The following is a 16,737-nucleotide window of genomic DNA, read 5'->3' on the forward strand; positions in this document are numbered from 1 at the left end:
GATATTACCTTCCAAGAAGATGCGGACGAGATGATCAACATGATCAACGCTGTGAAGGCGTTTCTAAAAAAGAAAGAGGCCGCCAACTGAAGCGGCCTTAACCCATGTTAGGAACTCCGTTCACGGCCGGAGAACTACGGGCCTTCACCCGGAGCGCGGTGCAGTCGCTCCGGGTTAGCCTGTGAAGGCATGCGGGTGCACCACGACCGCACATCGAAGGTCCTACGCTAAAGCCGCTTAACGTCCAATTAGGACACTCCGAAATTCAGCTTAGGACACTGGGGGTTAATTACGGACACCACCCGAGTTCAAAAAAGAACATATTGCGAACATGGAACAAAGGTGGTACAGAATTTCCGACGCAATAAACCATCGATTTCTTATCGCGCCCCGTTTGTCCCGCTAGCGAATCCCCGTCATAAGGAGCACATCCCATGTCCGTCACTACGCTGCGTATTGTCGAAGGATCCTCCATGGATAAGTCCAAAGCTCTGTCTGCTGCGCTGTCCCAGATCGAGCGCCAGTTCGGCAAGGGCTCGGTGATGAAGCTCGGCAAGAGCGACCGCTCGATGGATATCGAGACGGTATCGTCGGGGTCGCTCGGGCTCGACATCGCGCTGGGCGTCGGCGGCCTGCCGAAGGGACGCGTCGTCGAGATCTACGGGCCGGAATCCTCGGGGAAAACCACGCTGGCGCTGCACACGGTGGCTGAAGCCCAGAAGAAGGGCGGCATCTGTGCCTTCATCGACGCCGAACACGCGCTCGACCCGGTCTATGCGCGCAAGCTCGGCGTCAATATCGACGAACTCCTGATCTCGCAGCCCGATACCGGCGAGCAGGCGCTTGAAATCTGCGACACCTTGGTGCGCTCCGGCGCGGTCGACGTTCTGGTGGTGGACTCGGTGGCGGCGCTGGTGCCAAAGGCCGAGCTCGAAGGCGAGATGGGCGATGCGCTGCCGGGCCTGCAGGCGCGGTTGATGAGCCAGGCGCTGCGCAAGCTCACCGCCTCCATCAACAAGTCCCACACGATGGTGATCTTCATCAACCAGATCCGCATGAAGATCGGCGTGATGTACGGCTCGCCGGAGACGACGACCGGCGGCAATGCGCTGAAGTTTTATGCCTCCGTCCGCCTCGACATCCGCCGCATTGGTGCGATCAAGGAGCGCGACGAGGTGGTCGGCAACACCACGCGCGTGAAGGTGGTGAAGAACAAGCTGGCGCCGCCCTTCAAGCAGGTCGAGTTCGACATCATGTATGGCGAGGGCGTCTCCAAGATGGGCGAGATCCTTGACCTCGGCGTCAAGGCCGGCATCGTCGAAAAGTCCGGCGCCTGGTTCTCCTATGACAGCCAGCGGCTCGGCCAAGGCCGCGAGAACTCCAAGGCGTTCCTTAGGTCCAACCCCGATATCACCAGCAAGATCGAGCTTGCAATCCGGCAGAACTCCGGTCTGATCGCCGAGCAGATCCTCGCCGGCACCCCCGAGCGTGACGCCGACGGCGATGAGCCGGCGGAAGAGTAAGTTTCAAGATATCCGATTTCTTCGCGGGAAGCGGGCGCTGAGGACGTTGAGTTGCCGACGTCTTCGGCGCCCGTTTTGTTTGGGTGATTGCCGAGGGGGCCATGAAGCGCCTGATCCTGACCAGCTCGTCCGGCTACTGCCTCATGCGCATGGATCTAGCTGAAGCCGTCATTCCTTTCACCACTCGTCTTGTATGGGGTCCATTGCCGTTTCCTGACAGTTTCGCCACCTATGTCGCCGCGCGTTCTGAGCAGCACGGTCCGGGATCTCATTGGTCGGACCTCGTCGGCGAGTTTCGAAACAACAGCGAAGCTCGCAAGGACCTCGCCTTGGTCGACTTCTGCGAGCCATGCAAAACTGTCGAGCTATGGTTTGATCCAGGGCCGGATGATCAGTTGCAATTGATCTCGCTGCTCGATTTCTTTCGCTCCCACCCGGAAACAGTGGCCAAGTTGAGGTTGCTCATTGTCGACTTCGATCTGCTCATGATGGACCACGAGGGACCCGCCGCGACGGACGTACGCAAAGTCGACGTCACCGAGGCGAAGCTTGAAACGGGAAGCATGAGCTGGCAGGCGTATCGGGCGCCGACGCCGGAAGCCTGCTTCAACCTCCTCGGCAAGGATTTGAGCGCACTACCGCTGCTGAGGACAGCTCTGATTGACCTTCTCGAAGAGCTTCCCTCCAGCACAACTGGACTCGGCGCGACGGAGATGCGCCTGCTGGAGCTGATTGCCGCAGGATACCGGGATACGAATTCGCTGTTCCATCTTCGCGGCCTTCGCCAGCGTCGTGTGTTCAAGGAGTGGGAGATCGGGTCTCTGCTGGAGGGGCTGGCGCACGGTCCGACGCCCGCCGTGGCTGGTCTCGATGATGAACTCCGTACCCTCAGGAGAGATAACTACCGCGGCCGCGGCGCGGCATACAAGCGAAGCCGACTGTTGCTCACCAAGTTTGGCAAGGCGGTGCTTGCTCACAAGGAAGATTTCAGCCGTCACAACCCAATCGACCGCTGGTGGGGCGGCACGCATTTGACCAACGATAACCTCTGGCGCTGGAATCCGGGGATAGTCGCGTCCTGACGATCCCGTAGGATGGGTAGAGCGCAGCGAAACCCATCATTTGCTACCAAAGCACGCAGGTGCGATGGGTTTCGCTGCGCTCTAGCCATCCTACAACTCTGCAACTTCGAGATTCCGGGGCGCTCTGTTGCACGCCCCGGAATGACGGCGTCATCTCACTCCGCAGCTTCCGCGTAATCGCTCAGCGGCGGGCAGGAGCACACCAGGTTGCGGTCGCCGTAGACATTGTCGACGCGGCCGACAGGGCTCCAATATTTGTCTGACCGGGAGACGCCGTCCGGGAAGCAGCCCTCGGCGCGGCTGTAGGCGCGATTCCATGCATCGTCCGCGATGTCGTGCACGGTGTGCGGCGCGTTCCGGAGCGGCGAGGCCTCGACCTTGAAGCGGCCGCTCTCGATCTCGGCGATCTCCTGGCGGATCGCGATCATGGCATCACAAAAACGATCCAGCTCAGCCTTGGATTCGGATTCCGTCGGCTCGATCATCAGCGTGCCCGGCACCGGGAAGCTCATGGTCGGCGCGTGGAAGCCGTAGTCGATCAGGCGTTTTGCAATGTCGTCGACGGTGACGCCCGCCGAGGTCTTCAGCGGCCGCGGATCGACGATGCATTCATGCGCGACGCGGCCCTTCGCGTTCCGGTACAGCACCGGGAAATGCGCCTGCAGGCGTGCCGCGATGTAGTTGGCATTGAGGATCGCGATCTCGGTGGCGCGCGTCAGTCCTTCGCCGCCCATCATCAGGATGTAGATGTAGGAGATGGTCAGGATCGACGCCGAGCCGAACGGCGCGGCCGACACCGGCCCGACCGGGTGCGGGGTGCCGCCATCGGTTGCGGGATGGCCGGGCAAATACGGCGCCAGATGCGCCAGCACGCCGATCGGGCCCATGCCGGGGCCGCCGCCGCCATGCGGGATGCAGAACGTCTTGTGCAGATTGAGATGGCTGACGTCGGCGCCATAGTCGCCGGGCCGCGACAGCCCGACCTGCGCGTTCAAATTGGCGCCATCGAGATAGACCTGTCCGCCATGCTCATGCACGATGTCGCAGATCTCGCTGATGTGCTCCTCGAACACGCCATGCGTCGAGGGATAGGTGATCATCACTGCCGCGAGGTCAGCCGAATGCTTCTCCGCCTTGGCGCGGAGATCATCGACATCGACGTCGCCGCGCGCATCACAGGCGACCACCACGACGTCCATGCCGGCCATCGCGGCGGAAGCCGGATTGGTGCCGTGGGCGGAGGAGGGGATCAGGCAGATCCTGCGATGGTCCTCGCCGCGCGCGGCATGATAGCCGCGGATCGCGAGCAGGCCGGCATATTCGCCCTGCGCCCCGGAATTCGGTTGCAGCGACACCGCGTCATAGCCGGTGATGTCGCACAGCCATTTTTCCAATCGCGCAAACAATGCGTGATAGCCCTTGGCCTGATCTGCCGGCGCGAACGGATGCAGGCTGCCGAACGCCGGCCAGGTCAGCGGCACCATCTCCGTGGTCGCGTTCAGCTTCATGGTGCAGGAGCCGAGCGGGATCATCGCGCGATCGAGCGCGAGGTCGCGATCTGAGAGCTTGCGCATGTAGCGCAGCAGCTCGGTCTCGGAGCGATGCGCATGGAACACCGGATGGGTCAGGAACGCGGTGGTGCGCTTCAATTCCGCCGGCAGCGCCTCGCGCGCGCCGGTCTCGACGTCGGCATAGGCGAGCGTACCGCCGAATGCGCGCCACACCGCCTCGACGGTCTCTGATGTCGTGGTCTCATCGACGGCGATGCCGAGCGTGCCTTGGCTGATCCCTTGGCCGATCCCTTGGCCGACGCGCAGATTGATCCTCTCCGCGAGCGCACGGGCCACGATCTCGCTTTGCTTGGCGCCAACCTCGACGGTCAGCGTGTCGAAGAACGCCTCGCTCGTGGGCGCAAAGCCGAGCTTGCGCAATCCCGCTGCCAGCACGGCGGCGCGGCGATGCACATTGCGCGCGATATGAGTGAGGCCTTCGGGGCCGTGATAGACCGCATACATCGAGGCGATCACGGCGAGCAGCACCTGCGCGGTGCAGATGTTGGAGGTCGCCTTCTCGCGGCGGATATGCTGCTCGCGGGTCTGCAACGCCAGCCGATAGGCCGGCATCCCGCGCGAATCCACTGATAGCCCGACGAGGCGGCCGGGCAGCGAGCGCTTCAGCGCATCGCGCACCGCCATGTAGGCGGCATGCGGGCCGCCATAGCCCATCGGCACGCCAAAGCGCTGCGCCGAGCCGATCGCGATGTCCGCGCCGAGCTCGCCCGGCGACGCAAGGACCGCCAGTGCCAAAAGGTCGGCGGCGACGATCGCGAGCGCGCCCTTGGCACGCAGCGCCGCGATCGCGGGCCGCAGGTCGCGGACTGCGCCCGAGGTGCCCGGATATTGCAGGAGGGCGCCGAGCACGTCGGCCTTGTCGAGATCGGTGAGGGGATCGCCGACGATCAGGCTCCAGCCGAGCGGCTCGGCACGGGTGCGCAGCACCGCGAGCGTCTGCGGATGGACTTCGTGATCGACGAAGAATGCTTTCGCCTTCACCTGCGAGTGCCGCTCGGCGAGCGCCATCGCTTCGGCGGCCGCGGTTGCTTCGTCGAGCAGCGAGGCGTTGGCGACGTCGAGCCCGGTCAGGTCGCAGATCATGGTCTGGAAGTTGAACAGTGCTTCCAGCCGGCCCTGGCTGATCTCGGGCTGATAGGGCGTGTAGGCCGTGTACCAGGCCGGATTTTCCAGGATGTTGCGCTGGATCACCGCAGGCAAAATCGTGCCGGAATAGCCTTGACCGATCAGCGAGGTGAACACTTGGTTCTGCGCCGCCAGCTCGTTCATATGGGCCAGCGCCTCGGTCTCGCTCAGCGCGCGGCCGAGATCGAGCGGGGCCTTCTGCCGGATCGATGAGGGCAGCGTCTCGCCCATCAGCGCGGCGAGGCTGGTGGCGCCGACGGTTTGCAGCATCGCATCGACGTCGCGCGGCGAGGGGCCGATGTGGCGGCGCACGAAGGTGGCCGCGGCTTCACTGGTCGGTTTGAACGGCGCGTTCATGTGTTCCTCTCTCATTCCCCGTCATGCCCCGCGCAGGCGGGGCATCCAGTAATCACCGGCTTCAGCGATCGAGCCGAAACGTCACGGCGTACTGGATCGTCCGCCTTCGCGGACGATGACGGCGAGTATGTTGCGAAGGGCGTCATCATCTCAGGCTGTGCAAGTCAGGCGGTGTGGGCTTTGTAGGCGGCTTCGTCCATCAGGCCGCCGAGCTCGCTCTTGTCGGCGATCTTCATCTTGAAGAACCAGGCCTTGCCGGCGGCATCCGAATTGACCAGCGCCGGCTCGGCGGCGAGCGCGTCATTGACCTCGAGCACGTCGCCCGAGATCGGCGCGTAGACGTCGGAGGCCGCTTTCACGGATTCCACGACGGCGGCGGCTTCCGCTTTCTTCAGCGTGCGCCCGACCTTCGGCAGTTCGACGAACACGACGTCGCCGAGCTGCTGCTGCGCGTAGTCGGTGATCCCGATCGTGGCGACATCGCCCTCGATGTGGAGCCATTCGTGGTCGGACGTGTAGAGCGTCGTCATGAAAAGTGTCCTCTAGCGTTTATAGGTGTTGGGAACGAAAGGCGTGGCGGCGACCGCAAGCGGCAGGCGCTGGCCGCGCACCTCCGCGAAAACGGTGGTGCCGATGCCGGAGAGCGCGGTGGGCAGGTAACCCATCGCCACCGGTGCATTGAGGCTCGGGCCAAAGCCGCCGGACGTGACCTTGCCGATCGCCTCGCCCGTATCAGCATCAGCGAACAGCGCCGCGCCTTCGCGCACCGGCGCGCGTCCCTGCGCCTTCAGGCCGACCCGGCGGCGCGGCGCGCCACGCTCGAACTGATCGAGGATCTTTTCCGCACCCGGAAAACCGCCGGTGCGGGCGCCGCCCTTGCGGCGGCTTTTCTGGACCGACCATTCCAGCGCGGCTTCGACCGGCGTCGTCGTGGTGTCGATGTCATGGCCGTAGAGGCAGAGCCCGGCTTCGAGCCGGAGGCTGTCGCGCGCGCCGAGCCCGATCGGCAGCACATCCGGATTATCCAGGAGTTGGGTCACCAGCGCTTCGGCGTGCTCGGCCGGAACGGAGATTTCAAAACCGTCCTCGCCGGTATAGCCGGAGCGGGAGACGAAGCAGTCGAACCCGGCGACGCGGCGCGGGCCGGCATCCATGAATTTCATCGACGGCGCATCTGCACAAATTTTCGCCAGCGCCGATTCGGCCTTCGGCCCCTGCAGTGCGATCAGCGCGCGGTCCGCTAGCGAATCGATGTCGCAGGCATCGGATAAATGTTTCCGTAAATGCGCCTCGTCCTCGGCCTTGCAGGCCGCGTTCACCACCAGGAACAGGTGATCGCCGAAATTCGCGACCATGAGGTCGTCCAGGATGCCGCCATCGGCATTGGTGAACTGGGCGTAGCGCTGCCGTCCCGGCGCGACGCCGAGGATGTCCTGCGGCACCAGCCGCTCCAGCGCCAGCGCTGCGTCGGAGACCTTGCCGGATTTCGGCCGCAGCGCGATCTGGCCCATATGGGAGACGTCGAACAGCCCGGCGTGGCTGCGCGTATGAAGGTGCTCTTTCAGCACGCCCGCAGGGTACTGCACGGGCATCTCATAGCCCGCGAACGGCACCATCTTGCCTCCGCGGGCGAGGTGCAGCGCGTGAAGGGGAGTGCGTTTGAGGTCGGATTCGTCTCGCGCAAGCATTGCAGGGCCCTCGCGGTTCCCCTGGGGACCATCCCCTGGAAACCCAAAAGCCCCATCTGTCGCTTTGCCTGAGAGTATTATCCCGTCGGCGGCGCGCCCGGCTTGAAGCCTCACGCACCTCTTTCCAGATGTCAGTGGTCACGCGGTCCTTTTGCCTGAGAGTTTCCGGGGCGGTTGCTCCTTCGGCGCCGGCGCAAGGCCGGTCTCTCCCGACGTGACTGAGAGTAGATAGGAGGGAAACACGGCGCGGCCAAGGCTGTCAACGCGGCCGCGGCAACTATCAACGGCCCTTTACGCGATCGCGGCAAGCCTATGATGTGCTTGCACAGTTTCTGGACACCGCCGTGCGCCTTGTCTAAAAGCGTTCGGCCGGAAGATTAACCCTTTTGTGGCGGATTCCGGGCCCCTTTTCCGGTTGGATGGCTATGAGCAGCGTCAACGACATCAGGTCGACCTTTCTGAATTTCTTCGCGAAGAACGGCCACGAGATCGTGCCGTCGTCGCCGCTGGTTCCGCGCAACGACCCGACCTTGATGTTCACCAATGCCGGCATGGTGCAGTTCAAGAACGTCTTCACCGGCGTCGAGAAGCGGCCCTATGTCCGCGCCACCACCTCGCAGAAATGCGTGCGCGCCGGCGGCAAGCACAACGACCTCGACAATGTCGGCTACACCGCGCGCCATCACACCTTCTTCGAGATGCTCGGCAACTTCTCCTTCGGCGATTACTTCAAGGATCGCGCGATCGAGCTGGCCTGGAACCTGGTCACCAAGGAATTCGGGCTCCCGAAGGACAAGCTGACGGCGACCGTCTATATCGACGACGACGAAGCCTATGATCTCTGGAAGAAGATCGCAGGCCTGCCGGACTCGCGCATCATCCGCATCGCCGGCTCCGACAATTTCTGGCAGATGGGCGACACCGGCCCCTGCGGCCCGTGCTCGGAAATCTTCTACGACCATGGCGACAAGGTCTGGGGCGGCCCGCCCGGTTCGGCGGAGCAGGACGGCGACCGCTTCATCGAGATCTGGAATCTCGTGTTCATGCAGTTCGAGCAGCTCGAGGGCGGCGTGCGCAATCCGCTGCCGAAGCCCTCGATCGACACCGGCGCGGGGCTGGAGCGCGTCGCCGCCGTGCTGCAGGGCGTGCACGACAATTACGACATCGACCTGTTTGTCTCGCTGATCCGGGCGATCGCCGATCTCACCGGCGCCGATCCCAGGGGCGAGCACAAGGCCTCGCTGCGCGTGATCGCCGATCATCTGCGCGCGTCCTCGTTCCTGATCTCCGACGGCGTGCTGCCCTCCAATGAAGGTCGCGGCTACGTGCTGCGCCGGATCATGCGCCGTGCAATGCGCCATGCGCAGCTCCTCGGCGCACGCGAGCCGCTGATGCATCGCCTGGTCTGGGCGCTGGTGCGCGAGATGGGCCAGGCCTATCCGGAACTGGTGCGTGCCGAGAAACTGATTGAAGAAACGCTGCGGCTGGAAGAGACCCGCTTCCGCAAGACCTTGGAGCGCGGCCTTGCCATTCTGGATGAGAAGAGCGCCGGCCTGAAAAAGGGCGACATGTTCGACGGCGACACCGCCTTCACGCTCTACGACACCTATGGTTTCCCGCTCGACCTCACCCAGGACGCGCTGAAGTCGCGCGGCATCAGCGTCGACCAGGCGTCCTTCACCGACGCGATGGATCGCCAGCGCGAGAAGGCGCGTGCGGCCTGGGCGGGCTCGGGCGAGGCTGCGACCGAGAGCGTCTGGTTCCCGCTGCGCGAGAAGCTCGGCGCGACCGAATTCCTGGGCTACGAGACCGAGCGCGCCGAGGGCGTGGTCGCGGCGCTGGTGAAGGATGGCCAGGAGGTCGACGGGTTGAAGGCCGGCGAGAGCGGCGCGGTCGTTCTCAACCAGACGCCGTTCTATGCGGAGTCCGGCGGCCAGGTCGGCGACACCGGCGTTTTGACCGGCGAGGGCGTCACCTTCCGCGTCACCGATACCCAGAAGAAGGCTGGCGATCTCTTCGTTCACATCGGCCAGGTGGAGCAGGGCACGCTGAAGGCCGGCACCGCGCTGCAGCTCGACGTCGATCACGGCAGGCGTTCGGCGATCCGGCGCAACCACTCGGCGACGCATCTGTTGCACGAGGCGCTGCGGCAGGTGCTCGGCGACCACATCGCCCAGCGCGGCTCGCTGGTCGCGCCGGACCGGCTGCGCTTCGACTTCGTGCACCCGAAGCCGATCACGGCGGAGGAACTCGCCCGGGTCGAGGACATCGCCAACGACGTGGTGCTCGAGAACGACGAGGTCACCACCCGCGTCATGGCGGTCGATGACGCCCGCGAAGCCGGCGCCCGCGCTTTGTTCGGCGAGAAGTACGGCGACGAAGTCCGCGTGGTCTCGATGGGCAAGGGCCCGCGCGAGCAGGGCCAGAACGCGCTCGGCTGGTCGGTGGAATTGTGCGGCGGCACCCATGTGCGGCGTACCGGCGACATCGGGCTGATCTCGGTGACCAATGAAAGCGCGGTCGCCTCCGGCGTTCGCCGCATCGAGGCGCTGACGGGCAGCTATGCCCGCAAGCACGCCAATGACACCATCGCGCTGGCGAAGACCGCGGCGCACGAGCTGCGCACGTCGATCGAGGACGTGCCGGCGCGCATCGCCTCGCTGATGGAAGAGCGCAAGAAGCTCGAGCGCGACCTGTCGGATGCCCGCAAGAAGCTTGCGATGGGCGGCGGTGCTGCGTCGAACGGCGGCGGCGCCGGCGTGCGCGAGGTCGGCAACATCAAACTGCTGGCGCGCGCCGTCGAGGGCGTCGAGACCAAGGACCTCAAGAGTCTGGTCGACGACGGCAAGAAGCAGATCGGCTCCGGCGTGGTCGCGATCGTCGGCGTCACCGAGGACGGCAAGGCCGGCATCGTGGTCGGCGTCACCGCCGACCTCACCTCGCGCTTCAACGCGGTCGATCTGGTGCGCAAGGGATCGGAGGCGCTCGGCGGCAAGGGCGGCGGCGGCCGGCCCGACATGGCGCAGGCCGGTGGGCCGGATGGCGCCAAGGCCAATGCGGCGCTATCGGCGATCGAGCAAGCGCTCGCCGGCGTGTAAGCGACCATGCCCGGCAAGCGCGAGACCGGTGCCCCTGAGTTGCGGGACCGGCTCTACGAATTGCTCGAGCACGACCATCTGCCTTATTCGCCCGGCGCGCGCCTGGTCCGGCTGCTCGTCCTCATCATAGCCATTGATGTGCTGGCGGCGATCCTGGCGTCGGTGCCGGAGCTCGACGCCTCGTTCGGGGCGCTGTTTGCGACCATCGAGATCGCCGCGGTCATCGTCTTCGCGCTGGAATATGCGGTGCGGATCTGGAGCGTGGCCGGCCACTCCCTGCACGCCACGACTGCCGCGCGGGCGCGGCTCGAATATGTGTTCTCGAGCTTCGGCATCATCGACCTCATGGCGTTCCTGCCGTCGGCGATCGCGCTGATGCTGGGCGACAAGACTGCGGTGGTGCTGTTCGGCATGCTGCCGTTCCTGAAGCTCGTGCGCTATTCGCCGGCGATGCGCTCGCTGCTGGCGGCGCTGCACGCCGAACGGCGCACGCTGGTCGGCTGCCTCGTGATCCTCGCCGGCGCGGTGCTGCTGTTCGCTTCGCTGCTCTACGCCATCGAGCACAAGGTCCAGCCGGACAAGTTCGGCACCATCCCGCAGGCGATGTGGTGGGCGATGGTAACGCTCGGCACCGTCGGTTATGGCGACGTGATCCCGGTGACGCCGCTCGGCAAGATCGTTACGGTGTTCGCGATCGTGTTCGGATTTGCCATGATCGCGCTGCCGGTCGCGATCATCTCGACCGCCTTCGCCGACGAGGTGCGCCGGCGCGATTTCGTCGTCACCTGGGGCATGCTGGCGCGGGTGCCGCTGTTCTCCCATCTCGGCGCCGCAGAGATCGCCGACATCATGCGGCTGCTCCGCGCCCAGACCATCGAGCAGGGCGAGGTGCTGGTCCGCCGCGGCGACGTGGCCTCTTCGATGTATTTCATCACCGCAGGCGAGGTGGAGATCGAATTGCCGAGCCAGCGGGTCAGGCTCTCCGACGGCACCTTCTTCGGCGAGATCGCACTGCTCAAGCGCACCAGCCGCTCCGGCACCGTGACGGCGACACGCAAGACCAGGCTGCTCGCGCTCGACGCCCAGGATTTTCACGCTTTGATCGAACGCCTGCCGGCGCTTGCCGCGCACGTGAAGGAGACCGCGGAAGCGCGGCTTGCGGATACGGGGGAGGTCGGCAAGGGCGATATCGCCGCGGCCGAGATCGCGCAGGCTGAGCCGGCGGAGACTGGCGGCGGAAACGACGATCAGGCCGTGCACTCATAAAGTGATTCACGCCCGCTGAGTCCTGAAGAGCGGTGCAAGAGCAGACAAGCCAATATCGACGCGATGGGCCAACAGGCGACATCACAAGTTTGGTCTAAAATGAAAGAGGGCGCCAACTTACGGCTACCCCGCTTGATTGATGCTTCGTCGCTCACAGTCTTGAACAGCGAGTTCGCCTTGCTGCTACGATATGGCATGTCAGCGTACATACATGCAAGGAATGGAAAGCCCCCCACATGTGCGAATTATGGGCTTTATCGAGTATGAATGATCGCCTCTCGCATCTATTGGTTGCAGTTCCTGAGTACAAAAACACGGCTGTGACCCACTGTACCACTGAAAAATCACCTCGAACTTTGGGAATTCCCTGTCGGCCTACTCGCCATTTTTGTGATGCGACAGGCAGGCTGGGGTGCTAAGCTATTTTTTTTAGCGTCTATTGATGTCATCCGGGCGATCCCGGTAAGCAGTGCTCACAGTCCGGCTCGAGGCTGTGCGATGCCCAAGATCCTGCTGATCGAAGACAACGAGATGAACCGCGACATGCTCTCGCGGCGCCTCGTGCGCGGCGGCTACGAAGTTGCCGTCGCCGAGGACGGAGCGCGCGGCGTCGAAATGGCGACGAATGAGAGGCCCGATCTCATTTTGATGGACATGAGCCTACCGGTGATCGACGGTTGGGAAGCGACGCGCCGGATCAAGGCCGCGCCTGAGCTGCGCAAGATCCCGATCATCGCGCTCACGGCGCACGCTATGGCGACCGACCGGGCCAAGGCCCTCGAGGCCGGCTGCGACGACTATGACACAAAACCGATCGAGCTGCAGAGGCTGCTTGGTAAGATCGAGGCGCTCCTCGCGGCTGCGGGACGGTAGACGATCACAAGGTCCGAACGAGCGATGAGAGGGAGCAACTCATGAAAACGGCTCAATACAAATGGTCTCAAAGTGAGGGATGGCGCCCGAATTTGCCGACCGATGAAGTCGGACGACAAAGTGTCGTGTTCGTTTTTGGCGCGAGATCACTGATGCAGGCAGGCGCCCCCGTGGATGAGCTGCGCGACCATTTTAAAGGGGCCGCCATGCTCGGTTGCTCGACTTCCGGCGAGATCGTCGGCGACATGGTCGTCGACGACTCGGTGATTGCCACCCTTGCGGACTTCGAACATACGCGGCTCCGGTTCGCCTCCGCTGCGATTGGCGAGGCGAAGGCGAGCTATGACGTCGGCAAGGAGCTCGCACGGCAGCTCAACGACGCCTCGTTGCGCCACGTGTTCGTGCTTTCTGATGGCTTACACGTCAATGGCTCCGACCTGGCGCGCGGTCTCGCGGGCGGCGTCTCGGAAGGCGTGTCGATCACCGGCGGCCTTTCCGGAGATGGAACCAACTTTTCCGAGACTTGGGTCATTGCCGACGATGCCGCGGGCCCTCAGCGCGTGGCAGCGGTCGGTCTGTACGGCAACGATTTGCGCATTGGCTACGCATCGATGGGCGGCTGGGAGCCGTTCGGGCCGCTGCGCACCATCACTCGGGCCGAGGGCAACATCCTCTATGAGCTGGATGGGCGGTCGGCGCTCGATCTCTATAAATCGTACCTGGGCTCGCACGCCGAGCAGTTGCCAAGCTCTGCCTTGCTTTTCCCGATCCTGGTTACCGACGCAAAGGGAGGCCAGGGTGTCGTCCGGACCGTCCTGTCCATAGACGAGCAGAAAAAGTCGATGACCTTCGCCGGCGACATCCCACAGGGCGGAACGGCGCGGTTGATGAAGACCAACGTTGACGATCTCGTCGACGGCGCGACGTCCGCCGCCAGGGCCAGCCTCAGCGGGCTGAGCGATAAGCAGCCGGATCTTGCCATTCTGGTGAGCTGCGTCGGTCGCAAGCTTGTGATGAAGCAGCGTACCGAAGAAGAGATCGAAGCAATCAGGAATGTGTTCGGGAAGGATACGAAGATTTCCGGGTTCTACTCGTACGGCGAGCTTAGCCCCTTCGTACACGGTGGCGAGTGCCGCCTGCACAATCAAACCATGACCATCACGACTTTCGCCGAGGACTGACCGTCACAGGGCACAGATGCACAGGCTGCTACGACGTCAGCTCAGAAAGCACCTCGGTGTCGAGGGCGAATTGCCGACTGGGCTGCAGCCTTTCGTAGCAGCCGTCGATGCCGCATACGCCGATTTCGACAGCGATCGGGCGATGCTCGAGCGCTCGCTGGAGCTGAGCGTCGAGGAGCTGTCGGAGGCGCGCGACAAGGCTACGCAGGCCCAGACCCGGCTGACCGACGCGATCGAGAGCATCTCGGAGGGCTTCTCGCTCTACGACGCCGACGACAAACTGGTGATATACAACCGGCGGTACTTAGACATGCACGGCACCCGCACCATCGATGTCGTGAAGGAGGGCGTATCATTCGAAACGATCCTCCGCAATGCAGTCGCAAGAGGCGAGATCCGCGACGCCAAGGGGCGCGACGAGGCTTGGGTCGCGGAACGCCTAACCAGGCACCAAGATCCCAAGGGTACGCATCTGCAACGACGCTCCAACGGGCGCTGGATCCAGATCAACGAGCGCAAAACCGACGACGGCGGCACGGTCGCGACCTACACCGATATCACCGACGTCAAGCAGGCGGAGCAGGCGATTCAGGAGAGCGAGCAGCGGCTCCGTGTCATTGCCGAGGCCGCACCGATGGCGGTGGCGATCGTCACATTCGACGACGGGATCATCCGGTATGCCAATCAACGTTTTGGCGAAATGTTCGGGCTCGAGGGTTCCGCCGCCCTGGGCGTTCAAGCGAAAACTCTCTACGCCGACCCGCAGCATCGCGAGCGCTTCATCGGCGCGCTCACCGAGCATGGCCATGTGGAGGGCATGGAGATGCTGCTCAAGCGGGCCGGAGGCGAGGAGTTCTGGGCGCTGATAGCCTCGCAGCAAGTCCAGTTCGAGGGGCGGCCGGCGATGATCAACGGCCTCGCCGACATCAGCGACCGCAAGCGCATGGAAGGCGAGCTGCACAAAGCGATCTGGGCGAGCGAGCAGGCGACCCGTGCGAAGTCGGACTTCGTCGCCAGCATGAGCCATGAGCTGCGCACGCCCTTGAACGCGATCATCGGTTACAGCGAGATGCTGCTCGAGGACGCCCAGGGTGCCGGGCGCGAATCGGAGACGGCGGACCTGCGCAAAATTCAGGATGCCGGCAAGCATCTGCTCGGCCTGATCGACAACATCCTCGATCTATCCAAGATCGAGGCCGGCAAGATGACGCTCTATCTGGAGGCGTTCGAACTGCGGCCCATGATCGATGGCGTCGCCGCGACCGTCATCCCGCTAGCCAAGAAGACCGGCAATGCGCTCATGGTCAACTGCGCCGACGAGGTCGGCACGATCCACAGCGATCTGACCAAGGTGCGGCAGATCTTGTTCAACCTTCTCAGCAATGCCTGCAAGTTCACAAGGAACGGGACGATCACGTTGACCGCGCTCCGCGATACAACCGACGCCGGCGACGGGATCGAGTTTCAGGTGCGCGACACCGGTATCGGCATGACGCCAGATCAGCAGGCCAAGGTGTTCGAGGCCTTCACTCAGGCCGATGAATCGACGAACCGCGCCTATGGCGGTACCGGGCTCGGCCTCGCCATCACCAAGAGCTTCTGCCTGCTGCTGGGCGGCGATGTGACTCTGACCAGCGAAGCCGGCAAGGGAACGACCTTCGTGGTTCGTCTGCCGGCGGTGACACGCGCCGCTCCGGACACTGCGACCCCGACGCTAGAGAAGCGCTCTCCTGGTCTGCAGGTCGCGGAGCCCGAGCATGCGCCCATCGTTCTCGTGGTTGACGATGATCCCAATGCGCGGGAACTGCTGTGCCGACACCTGCAGCGCGGCGGTTACGCCGTTCGCACGGCTGCCAATGGCGAGGAGGCGATGCAGCTTGCCCGCACGCTGAAACCCGACGTGGTCACACTCGACGTTCTGATGCCGCAGATGGACGGCTGGGCCGTGCTCAGTGCCATGAAGGAAGATGCGGCACTCGCCGAAATTCCCGTGATCATGGTCACGATCGTCGACAACCAGAGCATCGGCTTCTCGCTCGGCGCCGCCGATTACCTGATCAAGCCGATAAATCGCGACCAACTGGTCCGCGCGGTGGAAAAGTGCTGCCCGAGGGGCGAGCCACGGCACGTGCTGATCGTCGAGGATGACGCTCCGACCAGCGAGCTGATGGGGCGCGCGTTGCGGGAGATCGATTGCATGGTCACGCAAGCGGAGAATGGTCGGGTTGGCCTCGAACGCTTGAACGAGGCTTCACCGGACGCAATTCTGCTCGACCTGATGATGCCCGAGATGGACGGGTTCGAGTTCGTCGCGCGGCTGCGCGCCGAATCCCGCTGGCGACGCATCCCGGTCATCGTCGTCACCGCGAAGGCCCTGACGGCCGAGGATCTCGCGCGCCTCAACGGCCAGGTGCAGCATTTGGTGCACAAGGGCGAATTCAGCGGCAAAGCCGTGCTGGCGGCGCTCGACGAACTGGTACCCCGGCATGCCCCCGCGCGGGTCCGGAGCGGCCATGAGCATCATTGACACCGACAGCGCGCGCGCCTCACGAATTCGGCTCGCCCACCTTCGCCAGGAACTGCTATCCCCGGTCAACGCCCTGCTCGGCTATGCAGAGATCATGCACGAAGAGGCGTCGCGGGACGGGCGTCAGGATATGCTGCCGGATGTCAACTGTGTCCTCCGTGCCGCGCGGGATCTCGCCGACAAGGTCGACCGGCTGGTCGAGGGCGATCGCGAGAACAACCTGACCGGCCAGGCGGCCGCCACCCAGGAGCAGCAGCTACGCCATGAGCTGCGTACACCCTTGAACGCGATCAAAGGCTATGCCGAGATGCTCAGCGAGGATCTGGCCGATATCTCGAGCGCGCTGCGGGCAGACCTCGACCGAGTGCTGCTGGCGGCCACCGACCTGCTGCCACGTCTCGATCACATCGTGAGATTTTCGGCCGATCTCGATGAGACGAGCCTAG

Annotated in this window: 11 protein-coding genes and 1 riboswitch; of the genes, 8 read left to right on the plus strand and 3 right to left on the minus strand. The window is 64.0% G+C overall.

Annotated features, from left to right (window positions below; genetic code table 11):
- The first annotated feature begins 434 nt into the window (after positions 1-434).
- Both recA and CWO89_RS26370 read left to right on the plus strand, forming a co-directional pair.
- A complete protein-coding gene (gene recA, locus CWO89_RS26365; protein ID WP_130581564.1) occupies positions 435-1,523 on the plus strand; it encodes a recombinase RecA in 1,089 nt (362 codons plus the stop codon).
- 101 nt (positions 1,524-1,624) lie between these two features.
- Positions 1,625-2,605, plus strand: coding sequence for a hypothetical protein (locus tag CWO89_RS26370; RefSeq protein WP_130581565.1), 981 nt, complete (start codon positions 1,625-1,627; stop codon positions 2,603-2,605).
- A gap of 155 nt (positions 2,606-2,760) precedes the next feature.
- Here the strand turns inward: CWO89_RS26370 and gcvP are convergent, their stop codons facing one another.
- The 3 genes from gcvP to gcvT form a co-directional block, all read right to left on the minus strand.
- Positions 2,761-5,658 (minus strand): aminomethyl-transferring glycine dehydrogenase, encoded by a 2,898-nt coding sequence (gene gcvP / locus CWO89_RS26375; RefSeq protein ID WP_130581566.1) that lies wholly within the window; start codon positions 5,656-5,658, stop codon positions 2,761-2,763.
- 164 nt (positions 5,659-5,822) lie between these two features.
- Positions 5,823-6,188 (minus strand): glycine cleavage system protein GcvH, encoded by a 366-nt coding sequence (gcvH, locus tag CWO89_RS26380; RefSeq protein WP_130581567.1) that lies wholly within the window; start codon positions 6,186-6,188, stop codon positions 5,823-5,825.
- A gap of 12 nt (positions 6,189-6,200) precedes the next feature.
- Positions 6,201-7,346, minus strand: coding sequence for a glycine cleavage system aminomethyltransferase GcvT (gene gcvT, locus CWO89_RS26385; RefSeq protein WP_130581568.1), 1,146 nt, complete (start codon positions 7,344-7,346; stop codon positions 6,201-6,203).
- 134 nt (positions 7,347-7,480) lie between these two features.
- Positions 7,481-7,568: riboswitch (glycine riboswitch) on the minus strand.
- A 203-nt stretch (positions 7,569-7,771) separates the two neighbouring features.
- On the opposite strand from gcvT, the gene alaS reads away from it, so the two are divergent.
- From alaS to CWO89_RS26415, 6 genes are all read left to right on the plus strand, one after another.
- Entirely contained in the window at positions 7,772-10,444 is a 2,673-nt protein-coding gene (gene alaS, locus CWO89_RS26390) for an alanine--tRNA ligase (RefSeq protein WP_165421352.1), read from the plus strand.
- 6 nt (positions 10,445-10,450) lie between these two features.
- Positions 10,451-11,710 (plus strand): cyclic nucleotide-gated ion channel, encoded by a 1,260-nt coding sequence (locus tag CWO89_RS26395; RefSeq protein WP_130581570.1) that lies wholly within the window; start codon positions 10,451-10,453, stop codon positions 11,708-11,710.
- Positions 11,711-12,208: 498 nt separating this feature from the next.
- Complete coding sequence (locus tag CWO89_RS26400) at positions 12,209-12,583, plus strand: response regulator (RefSeq protein WP_130581571.1); 375 nt, start codon at positions 12,209-12,211, stop codon at positions 12,581-12,583.
- Between the two features lie 41 nt (positions 12,584-12,624).
- The gene (locus tag CWO89_RS26405; protein ID WP_130581572.1) at positions 12,625-13,764 is read left to right on the plus strand and encodes an FIST signal transduction protein; all 1,140 of its coding nucleotides are present in this window, start codon (positions 12,625-12,627) and stop codon (positions 13,762-13,764) included.
- Positions 13,765-13,780: 16 nt separating this feature from the next.
- Positions 13,781-16,291 (plus strand): hybrid sensor histidine kinase/response regulator, encoded by a 2,511-nt coding sequence (locus CWO89_RS26410; protein WP_130581573.1) that lies wholly within the window; start codon positions 13,781-13,783, stop codon positions 16,289-16,291.
- A partial coding sequence (locus CWO89_RS26415) for a histidine kinase dimerization/phospho-acceptor domain-containing protein (protein WP_283813555.1) occupies positions 16,278-16,737 on the plus strand: 460 nt, incomplete at its 3' end. The genes CWO89_RS26410 and CWO89_RS26415, both read left to right, overlap by 14 nt.

The organism is Bradyrhizobium sp. Leo170 (assembly GCF_004296405.1).
In the GTDB taxonomy this organism is placed as follows: Bacteria; Pseudomonadota; Alphaproteobacteria; order Rhizobiales; family Xanthobacteraceae; genus Bradyrhizobium.

Bases quoted from the DNA above. Each gene is read 5' to 3' on its own strand.
- CWO89_RS26400 (WP_130581571.1), top strand. From the start codon at position 12,209: ATGCCCAAGATCCTGCTGATCGAAGACAACGAGATGAACCGCGACATG.
- CWO89_RS26410 (WP_130581573.1), top strand. From the start codon at position 13,781: ATGCACAGGCTGCTACGACGTCAGCTCAGAAAGCACCTCGGTGTCGAG.
- CWO89_RS26405 (WP_130581572.1), top strand. From the start codon at position 12,625: ATGAAAACGGCTCAATACAAATGGTCTCAAAGTGAGGGATGGCGCCCG.
- alaS (WP_165421352.1), top strand. From the start codon at position 7,772: ATGAGCAGCGTCAACGACATCAGGTCGACCTTTCTGAATTTCTTCGCG.
- gcvH (WP_130581567.1), bottom strand. From the start codon at position 6,188: ATGACGACGCTCTACACGTCCGACCACGAATGGCTCCACATCGAGGGC.
- CWO89_RS26395 (WP_130581570.1), top strand. From the start codon at position 10,451: ATGCCCGGCAAGCGCGAGACCGGTGCCCCTGAGTTGCGGGACCGGCTC.
- recA (WP_130581564.1), top strand. From the start codon at position 435: ATGTCCGTCACTACGCTGCGTATTGTCGAAGGATCCTCCATGGATAAG.
- CWO89_RS26370 (WP_130581565.1), top strand. From the start codon at position 1,625: ATGAAGCGCCTGATCCTGACCAGCTCGTCCGGCTACTGCCTCATGCGC.
- gcvT (WP_130581568.1), bottom strand. From the start codon at position 7,346: ATGCTTGCGCGAGACGAATCCGACCTCAAACGCACTCCCCTTCACGCG.
- gcvP (WP_130581566.1), bottom strand. From the start codon at position 5,658: ATGAACGCGCCGTTCAAACCGACCAGTGAAGCCGCGGCCACCTTCGTG.